The 25,215-nt window shown below is 73.3% G+C and carries 23 protein-coding genes; 9 read left to right on the top strand and 14 right to left on the bottom strand.

From position 1 onward, the window contains the following. Nucleotides 1-20: 20 nt before the first annotated feature. Genes ACZ79I_RS10680 through efeO form a run of 4 tightly spaced genes read right to left on the bottom strand, consistent with a single transcriptional unit; the run spans nucleotide 21 to nucleotide 4,296 of the window. Entirely contained in the window at nucleotides 21-1,022 is a 1,002-nt protein-coding gene (locus tag ACZ79I_RS10680; RefSeq protein ID WP_471496397.1) for an SCO2278 family lipoprotein, read from the bottom strand. Further along, complete coding sequence (efeU, locus tag ACZ79I_RS10675) at nucleotides 979-1,854, bottom strand: iron uptake transporter permease EfeU (protein WP_471496395.1); 876 nt, start codon at nucleotides 1,852-1,854, stop codon at nucleotides 979-981. Before efeU ends, ACZ79I_RS10680 begins: the two co-directional genes overlap by 44 nt. A 4-nt stretch (nucleotides 1,855-1,858) precedes the next feature. Next, the gene (gene efeB, locus ACZ79I_RS10670; RefSeq protein WP_471496393.1) at nucleotides 1,859-3,133 is read right to left on the bottom strand and encodes an iron uptake transporter deferrochelatase/peroxidase subunit; all 1,275 of its coding nucleotides are present in this window, start codon (nucleotides 3,131-3,133) and stop codon (nucleotides 1,859-1,861) included. Nucleotides 3,134-3,147: 14 nt separating this feature from the next. After that, nucleotides 3,148-4,296, bottom strand: coding sequence for an iron uptake system protein EfeO (gene efeO / locus ACZ79I_RS10665; RefSeq protein ID WP_471496391.1), 1,149 nt, complete (start codon nucleotides 4,294-4,296; stop codon nucleotides 3,148-3,150). Between the two features lie 200 nt (nucleotides 4,297-4,496). Between efeO and ACZ79I_RS10660 the strand changes: the two genes are divergently transcribed. Further along, on the top strand, nucleotides 4,497-5,186 hold the full coding sequence (locus tag ACZ79I_RS10660) for a PhzF family phenazine biosynthesis protein (RefSeq protein WP_471496389.1): 690 nt from the start codon (nucleotides 4,497-4,499) through the stop codon (nucleotides 5,184-5,186). A gap of 74 nt (nucleotides 5,187-5,260) precedes the next feature. Here ACZ79I_RS10660 and ACZ79I_RS10655 read toward each other — a convergent pair whose 3' ends face one another. Next, nucleotides 5,261-5,929, bottom strand: coding sequence for a biliverdin-producing heme oxygenase (locus ACZ79I_RS10655; protein WP_471496387.1), 669 nt, complete (start codon nucleotides 5,927-5,929; stop codon nucleotides 5,261-5,263). 124 nt (nucleotides 5,930-6,053) lie between these two features. Then, on the bottom strand, nucleotides 6,054-6,911 hold the full coding sequence (gene map / locus ACZ79I_RS10650; protein ID WP_471496385.1) for a type I methionyl aminopeptidase: 858 nt from the start codon (nucleotides 6,909-6,911) through the stop codon (nucleotides 6,054-6,056). Between the two features lie 60 nt (nucleotides 6,912-6,971). Here map and ACZ79I_RS10645 point away from each other — a divergent pair, with 60 nt between their 5' ends. Next, entirely contained in the window at nucleotides 6,972-7,202 is a 231-nt protein-coding gene (locus ACZ79I_RS10645) for a hypothetical protein (protein WP_471496383.1), read from the top strand. Between the two features lie 57 nt (nucleotides 7,203-7,259). On the opposite strand, the gene ACZ79I_RS10640 is transcribed toward ACZ79I_RS10645, so the two are convergent. Both ACZ79I_RS10640 and ACZ79I_RS10635 read right to left on the bottom strand, forming a co-directional pair. After that, complete coding sequence (locus ACZ79I_RS10640; RefSeq protein ID WP_471504867.1) at nucleotides 7,260-8,525, bottom strand: MFS transporter; 1,266 nt, start codon at nucleotides 8,523-8,525, stop codon at nucleotides 7,260-7,262. Between the two features lie 175 nt (nucleotides 8,526-8,700). Beyond that, nucleotides 8,701-9,303 (bottom strand): hypothetical protein, encoded by a 603-nt coding sequence (locus ACZ79I_RS10635; protein WP_471496381.1) that lies wholly within the window; start codon nucleotides 9,301-9,303, stop codon nucleotides 8,701-8,703. Nucleotides 9,304-9,441: 138 nt separating this feature from the next. Here ACZ79I_RS10635 and npdG point away from each other — a divergent pair, with 138 nt between their 5' ends. Both npdG and ACZ79I_RS10625 read left to right on the top strand, forming a co-directional pair. Beyond that, nucleotides 9,442-10,146 carry an NADPH-dependent F420 reductase gene (gene npdG / locus ACZ79I_RS10630; RefSeq protein ID WP_471496379.1) on the top strand — a complete coding sequence of 235 codons (705 nt, stop codon included), beginning with the start codon at nucleotides 9,442-9,444 and terminating at the stop codon, nucleotides 10,144-10,146. A gap of 13 nt (nucleotides 10,147-10,159) precedes the next feature. Further along, nucleotides 10,160-10,399: a hypothetical protein gene (locus ACZ79I_RS10625; protein ID WP_471496377.1), complete on the top strand. Its 240-nt coding sequence runs from the start codon at nucleotides 10,160-10,162 to the stop codon at nucleotides 10,397-10,399. A 13-nt stretch (nucleotides 10,400-10,412) separates the two neighbouring features. Here ACZ79I_RS10625 and ACZ79I_RS10620 read toward each other — a convergent pair whose 3' ends face one another. Continuing rightward, complete coding sequence (locus ACZ79I_RS10620; protein WP_471496375.1) at nucleotides 10,413-11,213, bottom strand: site-2 protease family protein; 801 nt, start codon at nucleotides 11,211-11,213, stop codon at nucleotides 10,413-10,415. Nucleotides 11,214-11,370: 157 nt separating this feature from the next. On the opposite strand from ACZ79I_RS10620, the gene ACZ79I_RS10615 reads away from it, so the two are divergent. Then, the gene (locus ACZ79I_RS10615; RefSeq protein WP_471496373.1) at nucleotides 11,371-15,102 is read left to right on the top strand and encodes an AfsR/SARP family transcriptional regulator; all 3,732 of its coding nucleotides are present in this window, start codon (nucleotides 11,371-11,373) and stop codon (nucleotides 15,100-15,102) included. Between the two features lie 27 nt (nucleotides 15,103-15,129). On the opposite strand, the gene ACZ79I_RS10610 is transcribed toward ACZ79I_RS10615, so the two are convergent. The 3 genes from ACZ79I_RS10610 to panB all read right to left on the bottom strand — a co-directional run bounded on the left by ACZ79I_RS10610 (nucleotide 15,130) and on the right by panB (nucleotide 18,153). After that, nucleotides 15,130-15,951: an ABC transporter permease gene (locus ACZ79I_RS10610; protein ID WP_471496371.1), complete on the bottom strand. Its 822-nt coding sequence runs from the start codon at nucleotides 15,949-15,951 to the stop codon at nucleotides 15,130-15,132. Continuing rightward, entirely contained in the window at nucleotides 15,948-16,973 is a 1,026-nt protein-coding gene (locus tag ACZ79I_RS10605; protein ID WP_471496369.1) for an ATP-binding cassette domain-containing protein, read from the bottom strand. The genes ACZ79I_RS10610 and ACZ79I_RS10605 overlap by 4 nt, the downstream gene beginning before the upstream one ends. Before the next feature lie 292 nt (nucleotides 16,974-17,265). Then, complete coding sequence (gene panB / locus ACZ79I_RS10600) at nucleotides 17,266-18,153, bottom strand: 3-methyl-2-oxobutanoate hydroxymethyltransferase (RefSeq protein ID WP_471496367.1); 888 nt, start codon at nucleotides 18,151-18,153, stop codon at nucleotides 17,266-17,268. 207 nt (nucleotides 18,154-18,360) lie between these two features. On the opposite strand from panB, the gene ACZ79I_RS10595 reads away from it, so the two are divergent. The 3 genes from ACZ79I_RS10595 to ACZ79I_RS10585 all read left to right on the top strand — a co-directional run bounded on the left by ACZ79I_RS10595 (nucleotide 18,361) and on the right by ACZ79I_RS10585 (nucleotide 21,890). Continuing rightward, entirely contained in the window at nucleotides 18,361-19,953 is a 1,593-nt protein-coding gene (locus ACZ79I_RS10595; protein WP_471496366.1) for an MFS transporter, read from the top strand. Between the two features lie 93 nt (nucleotides 19,954-20,046). Further along, the gene (locus ACZ79I_RS10590) at nucleotides 20,047-20,667 is read left to right on the top strand and encodes a TetR/AcrR family transcriptional regulator (protein ID WP_471496365.1); all 621 of its coding nucleotides are present in this window, start codon (nucleotides 20,047-20,049) and stop codon (nucleotides 20,665-20,667) included. Between the two features lie 302 nt (nucleotides 20,668-20,969). Beyond that, nucleotides 20,970-21,890: an endonuclease/exonuclease/phosphatase family protein gene (locus tag ACZ79I_RS10585; protein ID WP_471504865.1), complete on the top strand. Its 921-nt coding sequence runs from the start codon at nucleotides 20,970-20,972 to the stop codon at nucleotides 21,888-21,890. 70 nt (nucleotides 21,891-21,960) lie between these two features. Here the strand turns inward: ACZ79I_RS10585 and ACZ79I_RS10580 are convergent, their stop codons facing one another. Together ACZ79I_RS10580 and ACZ79I_RS10575 are read right to left on the bottom strand one after the other, a co-directional pair. Then, complete coding sequence (locus ACZ79I_RS10580; protein ID WP_471496363.1) at nucleotides 21,961-23,658, bottom strand: multicopper oxidase family protein; 1,698 nt, start codon at nucleotides 23,656-23,658, stop codon at nucleotides 21,961-21,963. A gap of 119 nt (nucleotides 23,659-23,777) precedes the next feature. After that, the gene (locus ACZ79I_RS10575; RefSeq protein WP_471496361.1) at nucleotides 23,778-24,203 is read right to left on the bottom strand and encodes a hypothetical protein; all 426 of its coding nucleotides are present in this window, start codon (nucleotides 24,201-24,203) and stop codon (nucleotides 23,778-23,780) included. 123 nt (nucleotides 24,204-24,326) lie between these two features. Here ACZ79I_RS10575 and ACZ79I_RS10570 point away from each other — a divergent pair, with 123 nt between their 5' ends. Continuing rightward, a complete protein-coding gene (locus ACZ79I_RS10570; RefSeq protein WP_471496359.1) occupies nucleotides 24,327-25,196 on the top strand; it encodes an alpha/beta fold hydrolase in 870 nt (289 codons plus the stop codon). Nucleotides 25,197-25,215 lie beyond the last annotated feature (19 nt).

Here is a 25,215-nt window from a genome sequence, read left to right as displayed (position 1 = left end):
CCCTACTCCCCCTGCTCCCCCTACTCCCCCTTCGCGCCCGTCAGCCCCTCCACCCGGCTGAGGACCTTCACCTGGCCCTTCGGCGGGTCCAGCACCGCCTGGTTGGAGACGAACTCCAGCGTCAGGGACTGCTTGACCTCGCCGGTCATCAGCGCCTTGATGTTCGGGTCGGTGACATTGATGTTCACGCCCTGCGCCGCCGTCTGCTTCTCGTAGCGGTGGGTGACGAAGAACACCAGCGCGCCGCCGTCCGTCGTGCGCAGCCCCAACGGCGCGTAGTCGCCGTCGGTCAGCGGCTCGTCGATGTACTGCCGGGCCACGCCCGGCTTGCTGGCGTTCCTCAGCCGCGCGGCCCGCCACTGCGAGGTGTGGGTGCCCGGCGCGAACGTGTCCCCGCCGTCCTTCAGATAGGCGGTGTACGCGGAGCCGAGACGGCGCGGCTGCACCGCGAGCGCCGCGTCGTCCGCGGTCACCGGCTCGGCCCAGCCGTCCTGGTCCTTCTCGAACTGCGGTACGTCACCGGGCGCGACGATCGTCAGATACGACACCGCCCACACCTCGCCCGGGTCGGACCGGGTGAAGACGAGCAGCCAACGGGCATCGGGGCGGCCCTTGTTGGCGCGGGCGTCGACGACGAACCAGCGCGGCCAGCCCGCCTTCTCGGGGATCGTGAACGTCGCGTCGGCCAGCTTCAGCGGGGAGTGGCCGGGGTTGCCGTCCGGGTGGTTGCGGTGGCCCGCCGCGAGCTTGCCGCCGTCGATGTCGGCGAGCGCGCCGGTGACCCGGTCCGCGTCCTGGGAACGGTCGTAGTCCTGGTCCGCCTTGTTGTACGCGCGGAGGAAGTCCTTGAGGGCGCGGGCGGCCTCGGCGTGTGTCGCCGTCGGCACGACCTTCCGCTCGCCGTGCACCACGACACAGCCGCTCGCCGTCAAGGACACCACGGTCGCCGCGACCGCGGCCCGGGCGAACCGGCCCGGACTACGAGGCGTTCGAGGGCTGTGATCCCCGCGATCCCTGCTCATCAGTGACCTTCACCTTCCCCTTCCCGGAGGGGAACCCTACCGGGGCGAGGAAGACCGCGAGTGTCGGGACCAGGTACAGAGCCCACACCGTGACCTGGAGGACCGTCGGATCGGGCTGGAAGTTGAAGACGCCCTTCAGCAGGGTGCCGTACCAGCTGTCCGGCGGGACGGTGCCGCTGATGTCGAAGGCAAGGCTCGTCAGACCCGGGAGCCAGCCCGCCTCCTGCAGGTCGTGGAAGCCGTAGGCGAGCACGCCCGCCGCGACGACGACCAGCATGCCGCCGGTCCAGGTGAAGAACTTGGCGAGGTTGATCCGCAGGGCGCCGCGGTAGAACAGCCAGCCCAGCAGGACCGCGGTGGCCAGGCCCAGGGCGACACCGATCAGCGGGCGCGGGGTGCCGTCGCTCGCGGCGTGCACCGACGCCCACACGAACAGCGCGGTCTCCAGGCCCTCCCGGCCCACGGCCAGGAACGCGGTGGCCACCAGCGCGCCCGTGCCCATCCGCAGGGCCGCGTCCAGCTTGCCGTGCAGTTCCGACCTCAGATGCCGGGCGGTGCGCCGCATCCAGAAGACCATCCACGTCACCAGGCCGACCGCGAGCACCGACAGGGAGCCGCCGAGCGCCTCCTGCGCCTCGAACGTCAGCTCCTGGGAGCCGAACTCGAGGAGGCTGCCGAAGGCCAGCGCGATGGTCACCGCGATGCCGATGCCGGTCCAGATGGGCCTCAGCGCGTCCCGCCGGCCCGTCTTGACCAGATAGGCGATCAGGATGCCGACGACGAGGCTGGCTTCCAGGCCCTCGCGCAGACCGATCAGATAGTTGGAGAACAACTGACTACGCCTCCTCGGTCAGCAGCGTCCGGCCCCACCAGTCGTCCTTGTCGCGGACGCCGGGCGGTACGGCGAAGACGGCCGAACCCACGTGCTGGATGTACTCGTTGAGCGCGTCCGACGCCGACAGCCTGCGCTGCAGCGGGATGAAGCCCTTGCGCGGGTCGCGCTGGTAGGCGAGGAAGAACAGGCCCGCGTCGAGGCGGCCGAGCCCGTCCGTGCCGTCGGTGAAGGAGTAGCCCCGGCGCAGGATCGTGATGCCGTTGTTGGCGTCGGGGTGCGCGAGGCGGACGTGCGCGTCGGGCTTCATCGCCTTCAGGAACGGCTCGTCGTGCTCCTTCGCCCTGCCGACGGGGGCGCCCTCGCCCTTGCTGCGGCCGAAGACGTCCTCCTGCTCCTGCAGCGAGGTGCGGTCCCAGGTCTCGATGTTCATGCGGATGCGCCGGGCGACGAGGTACGAGCCGCCCGCCATCCACGCCGGGCCGTCCCCGTCCGCGACCCATACGAACTTCTTCAGCCGGTCCGTCTGTGTGCCGGCGATGTTGCGGGTGCCGTCCTTGAACCCGAAGAGGTTGCGCGGCGTCTGGGCGTCCGGGGTCGTCGACGAGGTCTTGCCGAAGCCGAGCTGGGACCAGCGGACGGCGACCCTGCCGAATCCGATGCGGGCCAGGTTGCGGATCGCGTGCACGGCGACCTGGGGGTCGTCCGCGCAGGCCTGGACGCACAGGTCGCCGCCGGTGCGGGACTTGTCGAGGTTGTCGCCGGGGAACGCGGGCAGGTCCACCAGGGCCTCGGGCCGCTTGTCCGCGAGCCCGAACTTCTGGAAGAAGGACGGCCCGAAGCCGATCGTCAGTGTGAGCCGTGACGGCTTGAGGCCCAGCGCCTCGCCGGTGTCGTCCGGCGGCGCCTCGGCGAGCCCGCCGAACGCGCCCTCGCCGACCGACCTGCCCGCGGTCATCCGCCGCGCGGCCTCGGTCCAGTCCTTGAGCATCCGCACGAACTCGGCGCGGTCGCCGGTCTTCACGTCGAACGCGGCGAAGTGCAGCCGGTCCTGCACCGGCGTCGCGATGCCCGCCTGGTGGACGCCGTGGAAGCCGACCGCGCCGCCCGTCGCGGCACCGGCCGGTTCCGCGTCGTCGCCGACGCGGGTCGTGGCCACCGCGCCGCCGCCAACGGCGGCGCCGAGCGCCAGGCCCGCCCCGCCCCAGCCGATCAGCGCGCGCCGGGAGGGCGCCGGGGAGGCGGAGCCCGGCGTGGTCGTGTCCGTCGTGTCCGTCATGATCCGGGTCCCCCTCACTTCGCGACGGCGGCGGCGAGCTTCGACAGCGGCTCCGCGAGCGCGTTGACCGCGTCCGAGAGCTCCTTGCGGTCGCCGGCGCCGACCTTGTCGTAGGAGACGAAGTCGTACTGCGCCGCGTCCGCCCCCTTCGTGCGGTGCGTGTCGAGCAGCGTGTTCAGCGCCGCGAACTGCCGGTCGAGCTCCTCGGCCAGGGCCGCGTCGTTCTTCTGCGCGACGGGCCTGAGGAGTTCGTACGCCTTCTGCGCGCCCTCGACGTTGGCCTTGAAGTCGACCAGGTCGGTGTGCGAGTAGCGCTCCTCCTCGCCGGTGACCTTGCCGGTGGCGACCTCGTCGAGCAGCTCCTTGGCGCCGTTGGCCATGGACGTCGGGGTGATCTCGGCCTTCCCGACCCGCTCCTGCCAGTCCTTCAGGTCCGTCACGAGCCGGCCGGCGAGGGCCTTCTCCTCGGTGCCGAGCCTGCCGTCCGCCCACAGGGCCTTCTCCAGGCGGTGCCAGCCGGTCCACTTCTGGCCCTGCTCCAGGCCGTCGGCGCGGACGTCGACCTTCGGGTCGATGTCGCCGAAGGACTCGGCGACGGGCTCCGTGCGCTCCCAGCCGATGCGGGAGGTCGCGTACGCCTTCTTCGCGGCCGCCAGGTCACCGTCCTCGACCGCCTTCGCGAACGCCTCGACGCGGGGCAGCGTGTCGTCGGCCTGCTGCTGCACGTACTGGCGGTAGGCGGCGACGGCCTGGTCCAGGCGGGGGTCGCGGGCGGCGGTGCTGCCGCCGGTGGCCGTGACGTCCTGGCGGATGCCCTTGCCCTTCATGCCGGGCTTGCAGGCGATCCGGTAGCCGCCCGCCTTCACCTCGGCGGTGACCTTCTGCTTGGTGCCGGGACCGATGTTCTCGCGCTCGGCGACGACCCGGTCGTCCGGGAAGAGGACGTAGACCTCGGTGACCTTGGAGCCCTTGTTCTCGATGTCGAGCTCGATGTGCCCGGCCGGGAACCGCTTCTTCGACACCTTGCAGGCGTCGTCCGTCGCCGTGACGGTGATCACGCGGTCGCCGCCCTCGGCGCTGCTCTTCTCCGTACACCCCGTGACGGCGGTCAGGGCGGCCGCGGTGGCGGCGGCGGTGACGACGGAGAGTCGGACGGCTCGCATACATGCTCCAGGGAACGGACGGCGGCACATCGCGCGGAGGGAGCCACGCGGTGTGGTGAGGCTTGCCTAAGTTACCTGAGCCTTACCTCACCTGCCCATCCCCCGGATACGTGATCTGGATCCCACCCCCTTCCGGCCGCCGTGCCCGCGGGGGCGCCCACGGGCCCTGCCCGCCGTCCGCGGGATGCTTGAATGCCCGCGTGACTGACTACGACGTGCTGCGCGTCTTCTGCGGACCGGGCGGTGGATACGGCAACGAACTCGGCGTCGTCCGCGACGGTTCGACGCTCCCCGGACGTGACGAGCGGCAGGCGTTCGCCGCGAAGCTCGGCTTCAGCGAGACCGTCTTCGTCGACGACCCCGAGCGCGGCGTCATCGACATCTACACGCCGACGCTGCGGCTGCCGTTCGCCGGGCACCCCTGCGTGGGCACGGCCTGGCTGCTCGACGTGCCCGAACTCGTCACCCCCGCCGGAGTCGTGGGCACCCGCCTGGACGGTGAGTTCAGCTGGATCGAGGCCCGCCCGGAGTGGGCCCCGCCGCGCACCCTGCGCCAGTACCCGACGGCCGCCGAGGTGGACGCCCTGCCCGTGCCGCCCCCAGGTGAGTGGATCTACGCCTGGGCGTGGGAGGACGAGCCCGCCGGCCGCGTCCGCGCCCGGGCCTTCCCCGGCCGCATCGATGAGCGCGGCGTCAGCCGCTCCGGTGGAGCCGGTGCTTGCACCGGGGGGATCGACGAGGACGAGGCGACGGGCGCGGCGGCCCTGCTGCTCACGGCCCGGCTGGGCCGCGCGCTCAACATCGTCCAGGGGGCGGGCTCGCAGATCCTGACGGCACCGCAGCCGGAGGGCTGGGTGGAGGTGGGAGGACGGGTGTTCCTGGAGCGCTGATCGTCGCTGAGCGGTGTACGGCTCCGCGGCGTGGGCGCGGCCGGCCTCCCCCTCCGGGCCCTCGGCCCGGAGCGTCAGGCGCTCAGCCGGAACTCCTCGCCCAGGGCCCGGAAGACGTCGGTGTTCAGCGCGAACGCCCGCTTGCACTCGGCGATGACCCGCTGCCTCTCCAGGTCGTCCGCCCGGATCCCGTCCAGGAGCGCCCGGTAACCCCTCTTGAACGCGGCCGGGCTGGGGATCCCGTCGAACACGTAGAACCGGACCCCGTCGCCCTTCCGGGCGAAGCCCCATGTCTTCTCGGCCCTGTCGCGGATGATCTGGCCGCCGGAGAGGTCGCCCAGATAGCGCGTGTAGTGGTGGGCGACGTACCCGGCGGGCCATCGCTCGGCACACTCCCGCACCCGGGCCGCGTACGCCCGTGTCGCGGGCAGCGCCGTGAGGCCCGCCCGCCAGCCCGGGCCGCGCAGATGCGCGAGGTCCCGCTCCAGCGACGGCAGCCGCAGCAGCTCCGGCCGCAGGAAGGGCCCGGCCACCGGGTCCCCGGCCAGCCGCTCTCCGCCGGTCTCCAGCGCCTCGTACACGAACCACAGCTGCTCGGTGTACCGCGCGTACGCGTCGACCCCCAGCCTGCCGCCGAGCAGGTCGCTCATGAACGCCGAGGTCTCCGCCTCCGTGTGCTGCTGGTGCGACGCGTCGCGGATGAGCGTGGAGAACGCCGCGCGGGCCGGGTCCGGCGTCTGCATCGGGCCTCCAGCTTTTACCGACACCCTGTCGGTAAAACCCTACCCCCGGATCGGCGGCGGAGCCCACAGCACACAGCCCACCCGGTGGACGCGGCGCACTCCCGCCCGCCGTCCGCGCCGGGCCCTAGGGGAGGGTCAGGATGTCCGCGCCGGTGCCCGTGACGACCAGGGTGTGCTCGAACTGGGCCGTGCGCCTGCGGTCCCGCGTCACCACGGTCCAGCCGTCGTCCCACATGTCGTACTCGTGCGTCCCGAGCGTGAGCATCGGCTCGATGGTGAAGGTCATGCCCGGCTGCAGCACGGTGGTCGCGTGCGGGCTGTCGTAGTGCGGGATGATCAGCCCGGAGTGGAACGACGAGTTGATCCCGTGCCCGGTGAAGTCCCGCACGACGCCGTAGCCGAACCGCTTCGCGTACGACTCGATGACCCGCCCGATGACGTTGATCTGGCGGCCGGGCCTGACGGCCTTGATCGCCCGGCTGAGCGCCTCACGGGTGCGCTCGACGAGCAGCCGCGACTCCTCGTCCACGTCCCCGACCAGGTAGGTGGCGTTGGTGTCGCCGTGCACGCCGCCGATGTACGCCGTCACGTCCAGGTTGACGATGTCGCCGTCGCGCAGCACCGTGGAGTCCGGGATGCCGTGGCAGATCACCTCGTTGACCGAGGTGCACAGCGACTTGGGGAAACCGCGGTAGCCCAGCGTCGACGGATAGGCCCCGTGGTCGCACATGTACGTGTGGGCGACCCGGTCCAGCTTGTCCGTGGTGACACCCGGCGCGATGATCTTCGCGGCCTCGGCCATCGCACGCGCCGCGATCCGCCCGGCGGCCCGCATCGCCTCGACGGTCTCGGGCCTCTGCGCCTCGGGGCCGGTGTACGGGGCCGGCGCCGGTTTGCCGACGTACTCGGGGCGGCGGATGTTTCCGGGTACCGAACGGGTGGGAGACAGCTCTCCTGGTACGAGCAGTGACTGGCCAGACATGTCAGCGAGTCTATCCAGCGGGCGTGCGGGACCATGGCCCTGGTGAAAGGAGCTCCTGCGATGGCGCTGTTCAGGAAGCGGACGGTCGGGAAGCCGGGGGAGTGGTTCTACTGCCTGGTCCACCAGAAGGTCGAGGAGGGCCCCGAGTGCCCCGCGAAGGACCGCTTCGGGCCGTACACGTCCCGTCAGGAGGCGGAGCACGCGATGGAGACGGCACGCGAGCGGAACCTGGAGTGGGAGACGGATCCGCGGTGGCATGACGCGCCCGCGGCGGAGCGGGACGACGACTGACGGCGGCCGCCCACCCGCCCCGGCGGGTGGGCGGGACGGCCCCCCGGGCGGGCCGCGTCAGCCCACCGCCCCCTCACGCCGGGCCCGCAGCCGCAGCGCGTGCTCGTCGGTACGGACGTCGTAGCGCATCAGCGACGGCAGGCACAGGGCCAGCAGCGCCGCCGCGCCCGCACACAGCAGGCCCCCCGACCAGACCGAGGTGCGCACGTTCGTCCACGCCGCCATGCCACCCGAGCGGACCTGGCCGAGCTGCGGGCCGACCGAGTACGACAGCAGCTCGATGCCGGCCAGACGGCCGCGCAGCTCATCGGGGATCGTCTGGTTCCAGATCGCGGACCGGAAGATCCCGCTGACCATGTCGAAGCAGCCGCCCAGGGTCAGGAACAGCACCACCAGCCAGACGTCGCGCGCGACGCCCGCCGCCGCGATCGCCAGGCCCCACCCCGCCACGGCGAGGACCACCATCCGGCCGTGCCGGCTGATCCGCGACGTCCATCCACTCGTCAGCGACACGATCAGCGACCCCGCCGGAATCGCCGCGTACATCAGCCCCAGCGACCACTCGGCGTGCAACTCGTCCGCGAGGAACGGCAGGACCGCCAGCGGCATCGCGAAGAACATCGCGGCGATGTCGACGGTGTACGTGCCCAGCAGTTCCTTGCGGCCCCACGCGTAGCGCGCGCCCTCCGCGACCGACCGCAGCGACGGCTTCGCCGCCTTGTGCGAGGCGGGCGACGCCGCGAGGCCCAGGCCCAGTACGACCGACACCACGAAGGTCGCGAGGTCCGCGCCGTACGCCGCGCCGAGCCCGGCGTAGGCGACGACCACGCCCGCCAGCGCCGGGCCCGCGACCCCGCCGACCGTCCAGCGCAGCGAGTTGAGCGAGGCGGCGGCCGGCAGGTGGTCGTGTGCCACGATGCGCGGGACGAGGGCGTCGAGGGCCGGACGCTGGAGCGAGCCGAGCGCCGAGGACAGGGCGGCGACGACGTACAGGGGCCAGACCGCGGGCCGGGGCAGCAGCGCGTTGAGCAGCAGCACGGCGGACAGCAGCCCCTGCCCCGCCTCGGTGGAGAGGATCAGCTTCCGCTTGTCGTACGCGTCGGCGAGTGCGCCGCCGTACAGGCCGAAGACGATCAGCGGAACGAGCTCGACGGCACCGATCGCACCCACGGCCGCCGCCGACCCGGTGAGTTCCTTGAGCTGCACGGGCAGCGCCACGAAGGTGAGGAAGGTGCCGAAGTTGGTGATCAGCCCGGCCAGCCACAGCCGCCGGAAGTCCTCCGACGCGTGCCAGGGCGCGAGGTCGGGAAGCAGCGCCCGCAGCCGTGAGCCGCCGGGAGCGGGCGCGTCCTCGGCGCCGGGTGCGGACCCCGCCTCGGGCGCGGCTGCCGGTACGGGCACCTCTACGGGTGCGGGCAGGGGGGAAGCGGAGCCGTCGTCGGTCACGACCGGCCATGCTCACGCGGCCCCAGCGACCGGGGCAACCGGATTTCGGCGCCTACCAGCGCACCGGCGGCGGCGCCGTCAGCTGATCGGCCAGCCGCGACAACCGGTCCCGGAAGCGCCGGCGCCCCCGCGGCGCGGGCAGCGCGTTCTCCCCCGCCGCCGCGCTCACCAGGTGCTGCACGGTGTCCAGATCGAGATCCGTGTCCCGCGGCACCGCCAGCGCCTCGTGCGCCATCGCCGTCAGGTCGTCGTCCCCGGCGTCCAGCGCCAGCACCACGGCCCCGGCCCGCCGCGCGTCGTGGACCCGCTCCAGGAGCCCGGCCCCCGGCGCGCCCGGCGACACCACCAGCAGCGTCTCCCCGCGCCGCGCCGCCGACAGCCGCCCGAGCCCCACCGCCAGATGCGCTGGATCCGAGGCCCGCGCCCCGTGCCGCACCAGCGTCGGCGACAGCTCGGGCGTCCCCGACCACGCGGCCTCGTCGACCAGGTGCGCCGCCAGATGCCACGGCTCGTGCTCCGCCGTGCCCACGAGCAGCAGCCCGCCCCCGTGCGACACCACCGACGCCCGCAGCGCCCCCGCGAACCGCCGTGTGGCCCCCAGCCACTCCGTCCCGGCGAGCACTTCCCGCAGCAATGCGACCCGTACGGCGTCCATGGGAGGGCATCCTGCCGCAATCGGCGGCGCGGGACGCGGAGTTCACCCCGAATTCGCCCCCCGCGGGCGAAGCGCCGGCCCAAGTGCCGCAGGAACCGCACCACGCAACGCACGGCCCGTCGCCCGTAGAGTCGGCCCATGACCTCTTCCGACAGTGCACCCAAGGCCCCGCCCAAGGACCCCTGGGACCTCCCCGACGTCTCGGGGCTCGTCGTCGGCGTGCTCGGCGGTACCGGGCCGCAGGGCAAGGGCCTCGCCTACCGGCTCGCCAGGGCCGGCCAGAAGGTGATCATCGGCTCGCGTGCCGCGGAGCGCGCCCGGGCGGCCGCCGAGGAGACCGGCCACGGTGTCGAGGGCGCCGACAACGCCGAGACCGCCCGGCGCAGCGACATCGTGATCGTGGCCGTGCCGTGGGACGGCCACGGCGCGACGCTCCGGTCCCTGCGCGGGGAACTGGCCGGCAAGCTCGTCGTCGACTGCGTCAACCCGCTCGGCTTCGACAAGAAGGGCGCCTACGCGCTCAAGCCCGAGGAGGGCAGCGCCGCCGAGCAGGCCGCCGCGCTGCTGCCGGACTCACGGGTCACCGCCGCCTTCCACCACCTGTCCGCCGTTCTGCTCCTGGACCCGGAGGTCGACCGGATCGACACCGACGTCATGGTCCTCGGGGAGGAGCGCGCCGACGTCGAGACGGTGCAGGCGCTGGCCGGCTGTATCCCGGGCATGCGCGGCATCTTCGCGGGGCGGCTGCGCAACGCCCACCAGGTCGAGTCCCTCGTCGCGAACCTGATCTCCGTCAACCGGCGGTACAAGGCACACGCCGGTCTGCGGGTGACGGACGTGTAGCGGGCGCGGGGGCATGGGGGACACTGGAGGCCGTACGACCACGCCGTCCGTCCGTCAGGAGCCGACCGCCATGCCCCGCCTCGCCCGCTACGCCCTCGCCGTGTGCGTCCTCGCCGTCGCCGCGGCCGTCGTCTCCTTCTCCCGGGGCAGCTGGCTGGGGGTCGTCTGGGTGCTGCTCGCGGGACTGGCCTCCAACATGACCTGGTACTACGCCCGCCGCGACCGGGAGCGCCGCTCGTCCGCCACCGGCTGAGCGGCGGCCGGGGCTAGCCCGCCGGCGCGCAGTACTCGTTCGTGCCCCGCCAGAAGCGGTAGAGCTCCTGACCGCAGTAGCGGTGCACGTCGTCGATGCCCAGGGTGTTCAGGAGCGAGTCGACGGTGTCGAAGAAGACGCTGTTCACCGACGGCAACCACAGGAGCGCGAACACGGCGAGCAGCCCGAACGGCGCGAACGGCTCCACCTGGCGGCGCACCCCGTGCGACAGCCACGGCTCGATCACCCCGTACCCGTCCAGGCCCGGCACCGGCAGGGAGTTCAGCAGCGCGGCCGTGACCTGGAGCAGGGCCAGGAACGCCAGCGCGTACTGGAAGTCGTCGGGCACCCCGTCCAGCGCGTGCAGCCAGAACGGTGCCGTGCACACGGCCGCGAACAGCACGTTCGTCAGCGGGCCGGCGGCCGAGATCAGGCTGTGCCGCCAGCGCCCCCGGATGCGCCCGTGCTCGATGAAGACCGCGCCGCCCGGCAGGCCGATACCTCCCATGATCACGAAGATCACCGGCAGGACGATGCTCAGCAGGGCGTGCGTGTACTTCAGCGGGTTGAGCGTGAGATAGCCCTTCGCGCCCACCGAGATGTCCCCGCTGTGCAGGGCGGTGCGCGCGTGCGCGTACTCGTGCAGGCACAGCGAGACGATCCACGCGGCCGTCACGAACAGGAACACGGCCACGCCGGGCTGCGCGGCGAACCCGCTCCAGGTGGCCCAGCCGGTGACCGCCGTGACGGCCAGCAGCCCGACGAAGACGGGGCTGATCCTCCGGTCGCTGCGCCGGGTGGCGGCGGTGGTCATGGGACTCCCTGGATTCGGCTGATGCTGCGGACTGCCCGACCGTACCGGGCGTACCCCGAAAACGTCTCGCGCGGGGGACCGGGTTCCGGCGAGGCTGTGAGGGACGCGGCGCCGCACCGCCCGAACCCCGTGACCGGTTCCGGCGCCGCCGGAGACAATGAACCCCGTGCGCTATCGCATCCTCGGCACCACCCAGGCCCTCCGCGCCGACGGCTCGCCCGTCCCGGTCGGCGGGGCCCGGCTGCGTGCCCTGCTGACCGTGCTCGCCCTGCGGACGGACCGGGCCGTCCCCGCCGTCCTCCTCGTCGACGAGGTGTGGTCCGGTGACCCGCCCGCCGATGCCACCGGGGCCCTGCAGGCGCTGGTCGGGCGGCTGCGCCGGGCGCTCGGGCCGCATGCGGTGGAGTCGGTCCACGGCGGCTACCGGCTGACCGCGGCCCCGGAGGACGTCGACCTGCACCGCTTCGAGCGGCTGACCGGCGAGGGGCTGCGGGCCCTGGCCGACGGCGACCCCGCGAAGGCGGCCGTCGTCCTCGACGACGCCCTCGCCCTGTGGCACGGGCCCGCCCTCGCCGACCTCCCGGAGCGCGCCGCCGAGGCGGCCCGCTGGGAGAGCCGCCGCCTCGACGCGCGCCGCGCCCGGCTGACCGCGGCCCTCGCTCTCGGCCACGGCGGGCAGCACCTGCCCGAGCTGACCGCGCTGTGCGACCTCCACCCCCTCGACGAGCCCCTCCAGGTCCTGCGCCTGCGGGCCCTGCGTGACGCGGGCCGCCCCGCGGAGGCACTGGCCGCCTACGAGGCCGTACGGCAACTGCTCGCCGACCGGCTCGGCTCCGATCCCGGGCCCGAGCTGCGGTCCCTGCACGAGGAACTGCTGCATGCCCCCGAAGTCGCGCCGCCCCACTCCCACCCGCACGCCTCCGCTTCCGGCCCCCGCCCGTACGCCTCCGGGTCCGGCCCGCAGACCCCCGCCCCCGCCCCGCAAACAGCCGCCTCCGGCTCGCACGTCCCCGCTTCCGGCTCCTCGGGCCGGGGCGCCCCGGCCTCCGCCTCGCAGACCGCGGCCTCCGGCTTCCGCGTCCCCGCGTACGGCTCGCACGTCCCCGCTTCCGGCTCCTCGGGCCCGGGCGCCCCGGCCTCCGCCTCGCAGACCGCGGCCTCCGGCTTCCGTGTCCCCGCCTCCGGCTCGCACGTCCCCGCTTCCGGCTCCTCGGGCCCGGGCGCCCCGGCCTCCGCCTCGCAGACCGCGGCCTCCGGCTTCCGTGTCCCCGCCTCCGGCTCGCACGTCCCCGCTTCCGGCTCCTCGGGCCCGGGCGCCCCGGCCTCCGCCCCGCACGCCGCCGGTGCCTCGGGGGGCTCCTCCGGCCGCGGGACGTATCCCGCACCGCCCCCGGGCAACCTCCGCGCCCGCCTCACCTCCTTCGTCGGGCGGGAGGCCGACATCGACACCCTCCGCGCCGACCTGGCCGGCGCCCGGCTCGTCACCCTGCTCGGGCCCGGCGGCGCCGGCAAGACCCGGCTGTCGCAGGAGGCCGCCGAGGCCGTGGCGCACACCGCCCGGGACGGGGTCTGGATGGCCGAACTGGCGCCGGTCGACGACCCGGAGGCCGTGCCCGAGGCCGTGCTCACCGCCGTCGGGGCGCGCGAGACGGTGATGCGCGGCGCCGGCGCCGAGGAGATGCGTGCCGTGGCCGACCGGCACGACGACCCCCTCACCCGGCTCGCCGAGCACTGCGCGCGGCGCCGCATGCTGCTCATCCTCGACAACTGCGAGCACATCGTCGACGCCGCCGCCCGGCTCGTCGAGCACCTCCTCGAACGCTGCCCCGGCCTGACGGTCCTCGCCACCAGCCGCGAGCCCCTCGGCGTGCCGGGCGAGCTGCTGCGCCCGGTCGAGCCGCTGCCGCAGCCGTACGCGCTGAGGCTGCTCGCCGACCGCGGCGCCGCCGCCCGGCCCGGCTTCAGCGTCGAGGACGACCCCGAGGCGGCGGCCGAGATCTGCCGCCGGCTCGACGGACTGCCGCTCGCCATCGAGCTGGCGGCCGCCCGGCTCCGGATGCTGTCGCCGCGGCAGATCGCGGACCGGCTCGACGACCGCTTCCGGCTGCTCACCTCCGGCAGCCGTACCGTGCTGCCGCGGCAGCAGACTCTGCGTGCGGTCGTCGACTGGTCCTGGGACCTCCTCGGCACGGACGAACGCACCGTGCTGCGGAGGCTGTCGGTGTTCGCCGGCGGCTGCGACCTCACCGCCGCCGAGGCCGTGTGCGGCCCCGCCGCACTGGAGGCGCTCGGCTCGCTCGTCGACAAGTCCCTGGTGGTGGCGGCCCCTTCGGCGGACGGGGAGATGCGCTACCGGCTCCTGGAGACCGTCGCCGAGTACGCGGGCGAACGGCTCGACGCCTCGGGCGAGCGGCCCGGCGCCGAGCGCGCCCACCTCACGTACTACCGCGAACTCGCCCGCACCACCGACCCGTTGCTGCGCTCGTCGGGGCAGCGCGCCGCGATCGAACGGCTCCAGGTGGAGTACGAGAACCTGCGCACCGCCCTGCGCCGCGCCGTCGCCGCCGACGACGAGCAGGAGGCGCTGTGCCTGCTGCTCTCGCTGGCCTGGTACTGGCAGATGCGCGATCTGCGCACCGAGGCCCGTATCTGGGCCCAGGCCGTGATGGCCCTCGGCCCCGACCCCTTCGCACCACCCGGGCGGCCCGCGCCGGACCTGACCGAGAAGTGCACCGACGCCCCGCCGCCGATGCGCCCCGAGGTGCTCGACGAGGCCCGCCGCGGCGCCCATCTGATCCATCTCGCCTGTATGGACATCGATCTGCAGGCGTGGGAGACGCCGCAGGCCAAGCAGAAACTGCGCATCATCAGCGAGACCTACCGTCCCGGCCAGCCGCAGACCTGCCGCGTGCCCGGCTTCCTGTGGTTCTTCGCCGTCCTGTTCACCGGTGACCTGGACCGTATGCGCGCGGTCCTCGACGAGTCGGTGCGCACCTGCCGCGAGCTCGGCTGCGCCTGGGAACTGGCCCAGACCCTGCAGATGCGGGCCAACATCCTCGCCAACCGCAGCCACTGGGCGGGCGACGCCACCCGGGACGCGGACGAGGCGCTGGAGACCTTCCGCCGGATCGGGGACGCGTGGGGCGTGGCCGAGGCCCTGTCCGCACGCGGCGAGGCCCATGAACGCCGCGGCGACTACCTGCTCGCCGCCGCCGACTACGAGGCCGCCCGGGAGCACGCCGAACAGCTCGGCGCCCGCTCCCAGAAGGCCGTGCTCGGCGCCCGCCTCGGCGGCGTCCTGCTCGACGCGGGGCAGGGCGAGCGGGGCGAGGAACTGCTGCGCCAGGTGCTCGAAGGGGATCACGGCTCGGGGCACGACGCCCTGCCGGCGGCCCGGATGTTCCTGGCGATGTGGCTCTGCCGCACCGGCCGCGTGTCCGAGGCGCGCGAGCAACTGAGCCTGCTGCGCGTCGAGTTCGAGGCCATCACCTTCGTGGTCTTCGAGGCGTTCGTGCTCGGTCTGGAGGCATGGCTGGACACGGCCGAGGAGCGCTACGACGAGGCGCTGCCCAAGGTGCGCGAGGCGCTCGTGCGCGCCGGGGACCAGATGACCCAGGTGATCGCGCCGCATCTGCCCTCCCTGCAACTGGTCACCGCCGCGATCGTGCTCGCCGGCCTGGACGGCGGGCGCCGCGCCCGGGACGCCGCCCTGTGCCTGGCCGCCGCCGACGGGCTGCTGCCGCCCGGCCACGTCCCGGCTCCGGCGGAACGCGAGGCGCGCGAGAGGGCGGAGGCGGGCATCCGGGCCGTGCTGGGCGAGCAGGCGTTCCGGGCGGCGTACGCGGAGGGCGGCGGGCTCTCCCTGGAGGAGGCCGCCGCCCTCGTCTGACGCGGACCGGCGCGGTCGGTGCCCGGGTCAGCTCTTGGAGGTGAACTTGCGGATGGCGATCGGTGCCATGAGCGCCGTGAGCACCACCGACCAGATCACGGTCACGAGCACGTCGTGGGCGATGGGCTGGCCGCCGTTCATCAGGCCGCGGGCGGCGTCCGCCAGCGATGACAGCGGGTTGTAGTCGGTGAACGCCTGGAGCCAGCCGGGCATCGTGTTCGTCGGCGCGAAGATGGACGAGCCGAACTGCAGAGGCATCAGCACGAGGAACCCCATCGCTTGGATGGCCTGGGCGTTCTTCATCACGACGCCCATGGTCAGGAAGATCCACATGATGCCGAAGCCGAACACCATCGACAGCCCGACGGCGGCGAACAGCCCCGGCACGTTCGACACGGACAGGCCGAGGAGGAACCCGACCGTGAGGAGCACGGCCGTGGCGACCAGCATGCGGCCGATCTCCACGGTGATCTTGGCGATCAGGACGGAGAAGCGGGCGATCGGCAGGGACCGGAAGCGATCCATCACCCCCGTCTGGAAGTCCTGGTTGAAGCCGGTCCCGACCCCCATCGCGATGTTCATGCCCATCATCGCCATGAGGCCGGGGACCACGTAGTTGACGTAGGCGTCGCGGTTGTGGGTGCCCGCGATGGCGCCGCCGAAGACGAACACGAACAGCAGGGTGAAGACGATCGGCATCAGGATCGCGTCGAACATGGACTCGGGGTCCTGCCGGATCCACAGCAGGTTGCGGCGGACCAGGGCGCCGATGTGGCGCAGGTTGGCGCGCAGTCCGATGCGGCCCTCCACGACCGGTGCGGCGGATGCGGTGACGGCGGCGGAACTCATGCGGCGACCTCCTCGCGGGCGGGGGAGGGGCCCTGCGGGGCACTGGCCTTGTGGCCGGTGAGGGACAGGAACACCTCGTCGAGACTGGGCAGTTCGGTGGTGATGCCGGCGAGCGTGACGCCGCGGGCGGTGAGCGCGCCGACCACCGCGGTCAGCTGCTCGTCGCTGAGGACCGGCACGAGGACCGTGCCGGTCTCGGTGTCCACGGTCGCGTTCCCGGGGCCGGTGAGGCCGAACTCGTCCAGCGCCGCGGCCGTCGGGCGCAGCTCCAGCGGGTCCGCCGGGCGGATGCGCAGCGTGCGGCCGCCGACCCTCGCCTTCAGCTCGTCGATGCGGCCGCCTGCGATGACCTTGCCGCGGTCGATGACGGTCAGCTCGGAGGCCAGTTGCTCGGCCTCCTCCATGTACTGGGTGGTGAGCAGCACCGTGGCGCCCTCGGCGACCATCCGCCTGACCTCGGTCCACACCTCGTTGCGGGTGCGCGGGTCGAGGCCGGTGGTCGGCTCGTCGAGATACAGGACGGCCGGGCGGCCGATCATGGAGGCGGCGAGGTCCAGCCGCCGCCGCATACCGCCGGAGTACGTGGACGCCGGGCGCTTGGCGGCCTCCGTGAGGGAGAACCGCTCCAGGAGCCCGTCGGCCCGGGCGCGGGCCTCCTTGCGGGGCAGGTCGAGGAGCCTGCCGATCATGTACAGGTTCTCGTACCCGGAGAGCTTCTCGTCGACCGAGGCGTACTGCCCGGTGAGGCCGATCACTCGCCGCGTCTGCCGCGGCTGGCGTATCACGTCGTAGCCGGCGACGGTCGCGTGGCCGGCGTCCGGGGTGATGAGGGTGGACAGGCAGCGGACGAGGGTGGTCTTGCCGGCGCCGTTCGGCCCGAGCACGCCGAGGACGGTGCCCTCGCGCACATCGAGGTCGACGCCGTCCAGCGCCTTGGTCTCGCCGTAGTGCTTGACCAGCCCCCGTACGGTGACGGCCGCGTCCGGGGCGGCCCTGCCGGGGTTCTTGTCGATTCGCGTCATGCCGGCCACGGTGTCAGCCGCCACCGACAAACCACCGACAGCCGGCCTACAGCCACCGACAGCCCGCCTACAGCCACCGACAGCCCGCCTACAGCCACGCTGAGAAGGCCGCCGACAGTACGCAGGCGCAAGACACGACAGCCCGCCGACGGGGGAAGATCGGCGGGCTGTCGCGGCGCCCCTGCGGGGGGCGCGGGACGGGGCCGTCGGGCGGGCCGGCGCGGGGGGACGCGGCCGGGCGGGGACGGCCCACGGGGGTCCGGCTGCCGTGGCGGCAGGGCCCGGGCGGGTGTCAGTGCACGGAGTGCTCCTCGAGCGGGAAGGCGCCGCCCACGACGTCCTCGGCGAACGCCCTGGCCGCGTCACCCATGACCTGGCGCAGGTCCGCGTACTTCTTGACGAACTTCGGCACCCGGCCCCCGGTCAGGCCGAGCATGTCGGTCCACACCAGCACCTGTGCGTCCGTGTCCGGGCCCGCGCCGATGCCGACCGTGGGGATGTGCAGCGTGCGGGTGACCTCGGCGGCCAGTTCCGCCGGCACCAGTTCCAGGACCACCGCGAAGGCGCCCGCGTCCTGCACGGCCTTGGCGTCCCGCAGCAGCCGGTGCGCCGCCTCCTCGCCGCGGCCCTGTACGCGGTAGCCCATGGCGTTCACGGACTGCGGGGTCAGGCCGATGTGCGCCATGACCGGGATACCGGACTCGACCAGCAGTTCGATCTGGCGGTGCGAGCGCTCGCCGCCCTCCAGCTTCACGGCGCCGACCCCGGCCTCCTTCACCAGGCGGGTGGCCGAGCGCAGCGCCTGCACGGGGCCCTCCTGGTACGAGCCGAAGGGCAGGTCGCCGACGATCAGGGCGCGCCGGGTGCCGCGTACGACGGCGGCGGAGAGCATGGTCATCTCGTCGAGGGTGACGGGCACGGTCGTGTCGTACCCGAGGTGGCAGTTGCCGGCCGAGTCGCCGACGAGCATGACCGGGATGCCGGCCTCGTCGAACACGGACGCGGTCATCGCGTCGTAGGCGGTGAGCATGGGCCACTTCTCGCCGCGGTCCTTGGCGGCGGTGATGTCGCGCACGGTGATGCGGCGGGTGCTCTTTCCTCCGTACAGCGCCTTGCTGCTGTCGGAGGGCTTGAGCGCACCCTGAGCGGGCTGCCCCTGGGCAGCCGGAAGCTGCGTCATCGCAACGGCTCCTTCGGTCATCTCGAGGCGCCCTGACGGCGTCCCCGGATCGTTTCCATGGTGGCACCTCGTGCCACCCGCGGCTAGAGGAGCGTGCGCGACCCCGCTCACCCCGGGTCCCGGCATACGGTCCGATTTTCTTAAGTTCTCCGTAAAGGATTCCGATACGAGACCGTTCCGTATCGGAAACCGCCTAGGCTCGTCGCCATGACTACCCCTGCTGCCCCAGTCGCACGGCGGGTGCCCGAGGCGGTGCACCGGCGCCGGTGGGCCATCCTCGGCGTGCTGATGCTCAGCCTGCTGATCGTGGTGCTCGACAACTCCATCCTGAACGTCGCGATCAAGACCATCTCCACTCCGGCGCCGACCGGTCTGGGCGCCACCCAGAGTGAGCTGGAATGGGCCATCAACGCCTACACCCTCGTCTTCGCCGGGCTGCTGTTCACCGCGGGGCTCCTGGGCGACCGTATGGGCCGCAAGAAGACGCTGCTGGCCGGTCTCGCCCTGTTCGGCGCCGGGTCGGCGCTCGCCGCGGAGTCGGGCTCGCCGGGCCAGCTCATCGCGTTCCGCGCGCTCATGGGGCTCGGCGCCGCCTTCGTGATGCCGGCCACGCTCGCCGTCCTCATGAACGTCTTCGAGCGTGACGAGCAGCCCAAGGCCATCGGCATCTGGGCGGGCGGCGTCGGCCTCGCCATCGCCATAGGCCCCATCACCGGCGGTGTGCTCCTCGACCACTTCTGGTGGGGCTCCGTCTTCCTGATCAACGTGCCGATCGTGCTCCTCGCGCTCGTCCTGATGGTGTGGCTGGTCCCCGACTCCCGCGACCCGCGCCCCGGCCGCGTCGACCCCGTCGGCGTCGTGCTGTCCGTGGTCGGCCTGGTCCTGCTGGTCTACGGCATCATCAAGGGCGGCCAGTTGGCCGACTTCACCGACACCAAGGTGCTCGCGACCATCGCCGCGGGTCTCGCCGTGCTCGCGCTGTTCGTCGTGTTCGAGAAGCGCAGCGACCACCCGTCCATCGACGTCACGTACTTCCGGAACAAGGTGTTCTCCGCCGCCATCGCGGCCATCGCGCTGGTCTTCTTCGCGTTGATGGGCGTGACCTTCTTCTCCGTCTTCTACACCCAGAGCGTGCGGGGCTACTCGCCGCTGCAGACCGGACTGCTGATGCTGCCGCTGGCCGCCGCGCAGATGATCTTCGCGCCGCGGGCCCGGCTGCTGGTCGACCGGTTCGGCAACAAGGCCACGACCACCGGCGGCATGGTGGTCATCGCCGCGATGCTCGCCGCGTTCTCCGCCCTGGAGGCGGACACGCCCATCTGGATCCTGGAGGTCGTCTTCTTCCTGATGGGCACCGGCATGGCGCACATCATGACCCCCACCAGCGTCGTCATCATGCAGGCGCTGCCCCGCGAGAAGGCCGGCTCCGCGTCGGCGCTCAGCAACACCTTCCGCCAGGTCGGCGGCGCGCTCGGCATCGCGGTGCTCGGCTCGGTCCTGTCGGCGACGTACCGCGACGGCATCCAGGACGATCTCTCCCTGCTGCCGGCCGGCCTCCGTCACACCGCGGGCGAGTCGATCGAGGCGACCCTCGGGGTGGCCGCGAAGCTCGGTCCCGGCGGCAGGGCGCTGGTCTCGCCGGCCAACGACGCGTTCCTGCACGCGATGCACGTCACGGCGCTGTGGGGTGCGGGGGTGGCGGTGATCGGTGCGGTCGTCGTGGCCCTCTTCCTGCCCGGAAAGGCGCCCGCGCCGCAGGAGGGCACCCAGGAAGCCGAGTTGGTCACGGCCGAGAACTGACGGTACGTCATGAGGGGGCGCCCCGGCACCGGGTGCCCCTCACGGCCTGCACGGGGGGAGAATCATCCGAGCGCAGCAAGGACGGAGACCGACGTGAGCCTCGCCGAGAGCCGGCCCCAGCAGGACTGCCCCGCACGCGGACGCCCCCGTAGCGAGGCCGTCGAACGGGCCATCATCGAGGGGGTGATGAAGCTCATCGAGGACGGGGTGCCCCTCGCGGACCTGTCCATCGAGCGCATCGCCCGCACCGCCGGCGTCGGCAAGGCCACCATCTACCGCCGCTGGAGCAACAAGGAGGACCTCTTCGTCGACGTCATGCGCGCCGCCGAGCCCGGGGACGCCGAACTGCCCGGCACCTCGATGCGCGACGACCTCGTGGTGCTCCTGGAGTCGCTGCGGCAGCGCGGTCTGGCCAGCCGCTCCTCGGCGATCCTGCGCAATGTGCACGCGCAGATGAAGAGCAGCCCCAGGATCTGGGCCGCCTACCACGCGACCGTCATCGCCCCCCGGCGCCGGCTCGGGCTGGAGGTCCTGCGCCGTGGGCAGCGCAACGGCGAACTGCGCGGGGACGTGGACGTCGACCTGATGAACGACATCCTCGTCGGCCCCATGCTCGTACGCTCCGTGCTGCGCCCCGACGCCGAACTGGAGGAGGGCCTCGCCGAGCAGATCGTCGACACGGTGCTGCGGGGGCTACGACCCGTCAGTTCCTGAAGCCCGTGTGCGGGTTTCGTCACAGAAGGCCCTTTCCGGGCCGCCGTCCGGAACTCCGGGTGCCCCCTCCGTCGTCCTCGTGCGCGTACGGCCGTCATGGGGCGGCGGGGAACGGAGCCGATCATCCCCTAGGGTCGTAACCGGGGGACGACGGTGTGCACGGCAAGCGGTGAGGCGACGGCATGGCGCAGGCGTACGTGACGGAGACGGACAACGGCGGCACGGGGCAGGACCGCCGAGGATCCCGGTTCCGGCGCCTGTACCACACCCTCCGCGGCGACCGCGGCATCTGGCGCCGCGGCATGGTGCCGGCCGCGCTCGCCGTCCTCCTGGCGCTGGTGATGCTGGTGCACGCGCGGATCCCCAACACCATCGGCAACCTCGGCAGTCTCACCGAGACGTTCCTGCCCTGGCTCGGTGTCGTGCTCGTCCCGCTGCTGCTGGTCCTCGCGCTGGTCCGCCGGTCGGCGACGGCGCTGATCGCCGTCCTGCTGCCCGTGGCGGTCTGGCTGAACCTCTTCGGCGGGCTCTTCGGCGACAAGACCGGCAGCGGTGGCGATCTGACCGTCGCCACGCACAACGTCAACGCCGACAACCCCGACCCCTCCGGCACCGCCCGCGACGTGGCCGGCTCCGGCGCGGACGTGCTGGCCCTGGAGGAACTGAAGGCGTCCGCTGTTCCGGTGTACGAGCAGGCGCTCGCGCCGACGTACAGGTACCACTCCGTGCAGGGCACCGTGGGACTGTGGAGCAAGTACCCGCTGAGCGGGGTGAGGGCCGTGGACATCAAGCTGGGCTGGACGCGGGCGATGCGGGCGACCGTGACCACGCCCGAGGGCCAGGTCGCCGTCTACGTCGCCCACATGCCCTCCGTCCGGGTGAAGCTGGAGGCCGGGTTCACCGCCCGGCAGCGGGACACCAGCGCGGACGCGCTGGGCGAGGCCATCGCGGACGAGAAACTGGAGCGGGCGATCCTGCTCGGCGATCTCAACGGCACCATGAACGACCGCGCGCTCAACGCCGTCACCTCGCAGATGCGCTCCACGCAGGGCGCGGCGGGCAGCGGCTTCGGGTTCAGCTGGCCGGCGTCGTTCCCCATGGCGCGGATCGACCAGATCATGGTCAGGGACGTGGAACCGGTGAGCTCGTGGACGCTGCCCCGGACGGGGAGCGATCACCTGCCGGTGGCGGCCCGGGTGAAGGTCGACGCCCCCGCCTCCTGAACGGGTCCGGAACGAGGGGCGGGGTGCCGCACGGGGAGGCCGTTCCCCCCGTGCGGCACCCCGCCGGCCCTCACCCCTGGTAGCCGAGCACCGTCATCATCCCCGCCTCCGCGTGGTAGACGTTGTGGCAGTGGACCATCCACAACCCCGGGTTGTCGGCGTCGAAGTCCACCGTCAGCCTCCCGCGCGGCAGCACGATCGCGGTGTCCTTGCGTGCCCCGTGGGTCGTGCCGGCCAGCCCGAAGGTGTGGCCGTGCAGATGCATCGGGTGCCACATGGAGGTGGCGTTGGAGAAGACGAGCCGCACCCGCTCACCGGCCCGCACGGGATGCCGCCCGCCGGGGGTGTAGGGCTTGCCGTCGAAGGCCCAGTCGTACCGCGCCATGCCGCCCGTCAGCCGCAGCCGCACCGTCCGGTCCGGTGCCCGGGACGCGAGCGCCACGGACTCGTCGGCCCTCAGCCGGTCCGCCGTCAGCACGCGGCCGTCCAGTTCCCCGGGCCGTGCGGACGCGGCCGGCGTGCTGCCGCCCCCCGTCCTCAGCAGGGCGCGCGCCGAGGCGTTCTTGCCCTCGGCGAACGCGGTCAGCGGGAAGACGCCGTCCCGGGCGGTGACCAGCACGTCGTACCGCTCGCCCATGCCGATCAGCAGCGCGTCCGTCGTCGTGTGCCGTACGGGGTAGCCGTCCGTGTGGGTCACGGTCATCCTGTGGCCGCCGAGGGCCACCCGGAAGGCGGTGTCCCCGCCCGCGTTGACCAGCCGGATCCGGATGCGGTCGCCGGGGCGCGCCCGGAACACCGTGGGCGCCGTCGCCGTACGCCCGTTGACCAGGTAGTACGGGTAGGCCACATCGCCCGCGTCCCCGCCGAGCAGGGGGCTGCGGGCGCCCATGAGCATCCGGGAGGGGCCGGAGGCGGACGGCGACGGGCTCCCCTCCGCGGACCTGCCCGACCTGCTTGACCTGCCTGACATCCCCGACATGCCGGACATCCCGTGCCCGGAGTGGTCCATGGAGCCGCCCCCGTCCATGTTCATGCCGCCCATGTCCCCGTCGCCCATGTCCCGGTCGCCCATGTCCATCCCGCCCATGCCGCCCCTCAGCTGCCTCAGCACGGCGTCCGGCGTCGACCCGTCCACCCCGTCGACCCAGTCGTCCAGGACGACGACCCACTCCTTGTCGTACGACAAGGGCTCCTTCGGGTCCTCGACGATCAGCGGCGCGTACAGCCCGCGGTCCAGCTGGGTGCCCGAGTGGGGATGGAACCAGTACGTGCCGGCGTGCGGCACGGTGAAGCGGTAGGTGAACGCGGCGCCCGGTGCGATCGCGCTCTGGGTGAGGCCCGGGACGCCGTCCATGTCGTTGCGCAGGGCGACGCCGTGCCAGTGCATGGACGTCGGCTGGGGGAGGTGGTTGGCGAGCGTCAGCGCGAGCCTGTCGCCCGCGGTGACCCGGACCTCCCTGCCGGGCAGATCGCCGCCGTACGACCAGGACCTGACCGTACGGCCGCCGAGGTCGAGCGAGGTCGCGGCGGCGGTGAGCCGGACCGTCCGGACCGGACCGGCGCCGCGTGCGCGCTCCGCGAGGGCGACCTGGGGCCCCGCCGGGTCGACGTATCCGCGGGGGGCGCCGGACGCCCCGGCCCCGGCTCCGGCGTCGGCCGGGTTCCTGCAGGCCGCCAGAGCTCCCGTTCCGGCGGCGGCGAGCGCCGCGCCGAGCACGGTGCGGCGGGTGAGCGCGGTGCGTGTGTGAGGGGTGGTGCGAGAAGGCATGACAGGGTGACACCTCGTCGTGGTGTGGTGCGTGCGGAAGGGGCGCGCGCGTCCACCGCCTCCGGCGCGCCGCGTCGGGAGGATCCGCGCGGGCGGCACGAGGCGGCCGGTGCGCCGGCTTACTGGCGCAGCACCGACAGACGGGTCAGCAGGGATCCCGGCGGCGGGGGGTCGGGCCACAGCGCCCGCAGCGGCCGGGCGGGCCGGACCGGCGGGTCGTGGGGGTCACGCGGGCGCGCCGCGGCCGCGGCCAGCAGCACGAGCAGCGTGAAGGAGCCGAGCACGGCCAGGCAGACCGACAGCGGGTCCATGCCGGTCATCGGGGGCGCCCAGGCATGCACCGACGGCACGGGCGTGGCCGTCGCCTCGGGCGCGTGGGCCTGCGTGGGGGCCTGGGCGCGGTGTGCGGCGGCGGCCACCGGTACGCCGGAGGGCGCCATCTCGTGCTGCGCGGGATGCCCCAGGGTGTGCATCGTGATGATCCCGAAGAGCAGCGCGGCGAACAGCAGCAGCTGTCCGTAGCGCTCGCGGCTCCTCGTTCTCATGCCCGCACCCTACCCCCACCGGGTATCGGTTGCCCACGGGTGTACGCCGGTCGTAGGCCGCGTCGCGGGCCACGTAGGCTCGTCATCACCCCCACACCACAGGGCAGGAGGGGAGAGCGGGCCATGATCCAGGAACGCGGGGGCGGTGCTCCCGTGCGGCCGCGCGCCGGCGGGGAGGCGCTGCACGTGCGCATCGACGGGGTCCGGCACCACGTCCGCGTCGACGGCACGGGACCGCCGTGCGTCCTGACCCCCGGGCTCGGGATGTGCTGGTTCGACTGGGAGCCGGTCGTGCCGCTGCTCGCACCCCGGCGGACCGTCGTGCGGTTCGACCGGCCCGGGCTCGGCCTCAGCGGGCCGGCACGTTCGTGGCCGACGCTCCGCGCCGAGGCCCGGCGGATCGGGCAGGTCCTGGACGCGCTCGGGCTCGACGGACCCGCGACCGTGGTCGGGCACTCGCTCGCCGGTTTCCACGCCGAGGCGTTCGCCCGGCTGCTGCCCCGGCGGGCGGCGGGCCTCGTGCTCGTCGACTCCAGCGTCGAGGAGGACCCGCGTCCACGCCGGGCCGGGCCGGCCCGGGACGCGGCCACGCGTGCGTGCGCCACGCTGCTCGGCGTGGCCGGTGCGCCGCGCGTCCTGCTGCCGGGCCTGCGCCGCGCCGTCATACGGGCCTCCCGCACCGGAGGCGGCGATCCGGCTCCCCTTGCCCTCGTCCGCGGCGTCTACTCCACGCGCCGCGCCTTCGACGCGATCCTCGCCGAGAACGCCACCTACCCCGACCAGGCAGTCGACCTCGCGCTCCTGCGCCGCCGGAAGCCGCTGCCGGATGTGCCGGTCACCGTGCTCGCGGCGGGCGCGCCGCACTGGCTGGACCGCCAGCGGGCCCTCGCCGACCTGCTGAACGGCACCTTCCGCGTCGCCGAACGCTCCGGCCACATGGTGATGCTGGACCGGCCCCGGGACGTCGCCGACGCCGTACTGGAGACCGGCTGACACACACGAGCGCCCGCCC

This window comes from Streptomyces sp. PSU-S4-23 (assembly GCF_055632315.1).
The sequence above is the reverse complement of the archived record's forward strand: the minus strand, read 5'-3'. Positions and strand labels throughout refer to the sequence as shown.

Bases quoted from the DNA above. Each gene is read 5' to 3' on its own strand.
- ACZ79I_RS10610 (WP_471496371.1), bottom strand. From the start codon at position 15,951: ATGAGTTCCGCCGCCGTCACCGCATCCGCCGCACCGGTCGTGGAGGGC.
- ACZ79I_RS10580 (WP_471496363.1), bottom strand. From the start codon at position 23,658: ATGCCTTCTCGCACCACCCCTCACACACGCACCGCGCTCACCCGCCGC.
- ACZ79I_RS10605 (WP_471496369.1), bottom strand. From the start codon at position 16,973: ATGACGCGAATCGACAAGAACCCCGGCAGGGCCGCCCCGGACGCGGCC.
- ACZ79I_RS10645 (WP_471496383.1), top strand. From the start codon at position 6,972: ATGGCGCTGTTCAGGAAGCGGACGGTCGGGAAGCCGGGGGAGTGGTTC.
- ACZ79I_RS10595 (WP_471496366.1), top strand. From the start codon at position 18,361: ATGACTACCCCTGCTGCCCCAGTCGCACGGCGGGTGCCCGAGGCGGTG.
- ACZ79I_RS10615 (WP_471496373.1), top strand. From the start codon at position 11,371: ATGAACCCCGTGCGCTATCGCATCCTCGGCACCACCCAGGCCCTCCGC.
- efeO (WP_471496391.1), bottom strand. From the start codon at position 4,296: ATGCGAGCCGTCCGACTCTCCGTCGTCACCGCCGCCGCCACCGCGGCC.
- ACZ79I_RS10655 (WP_471496387.1), bottom strand. From the start codon at position 5,929: ATGCAGACGCCGGACCCGGCCCGCGCGGCGTTCTCCACGCTCATCCGC.
- panB (WP_471496367.1), bottom strand. From the start codon at position 18,153: ATGACGCAGCTTCCGGCTGCCCAGGGGCAGCCCGCTCAGGGTGCGCTC.
- ACZ79I_RS10680 (WP_471496397.1), bottom strand. From the start codon at position 1,022: ATGAGCAGGGATCGCGGGGATCACAGCCCTCGAACGCCTCGTAGTCCG.
- npdG (WP_471496379.1), top strand. From the start codon at position 9,442: ATGACCTCTTCCGACAGTGCACCCAAGGCCCCGCCCAAGGACCCCTGG.
- ACZ79I_RS10620 (WP_471496375.1), bottom strand. From the start codon at position 11,213: ATGACCACCGCCGCCACCCGGCGCAGCGACCGGAGGATCAGCCCCGTC.
- ACZ79I_RS10575 (WP_471496361.1), bottom strand. From the start codon at position 24,203: ATGAGAACGAGGAGCCGCGAGCGCTACGGACAGCTGCTGCTGTTCGCC.
- ACZ79I_RS10585 (WP_471504865.1), top strand. From the start codon at position 20,970: ATGGTGCCGGCCGCGCTCGCCGTCCTCCTGGCGCTGGTGATGCTGGTG.
- efeB (WP_471496393.1), bottom strand. From the start codon at position 3,133: ATGACGGACACGACGGACACGACCACGCCGGGCTCCGCCTCCCCGGCG.
- ACZ79I_RS10570 (WP_471496359.1), top strand. From the start codon at position 24,327: ATGATCCAGGAACGCGGGGGCGGTGCTCCCGTGCGGCCGCGCGCCGGC.
- ACZ79I_RS10635 (WP_471496381.1), bottom strand. From the start codon at position 9,303: ATGGACGCCGTACGGGTCGCATTGCTGCGGGAAGTGCTCGCCGGGACG.
- ACZ79I_RS10625 (WP_471496377.1), top strand. From the start codon at position 10,160: ATGGGGGACACTGGAGGCCGTACGACCACGCCGTCCGTCCGTCAGGAG.
- map (WP_471496385.1), bottom strand. From the start codon at position 6,911: ATGTCTGGCCAGTCACTGCTCGTACCAGGAGAGCTGTCTCCCACCCGT.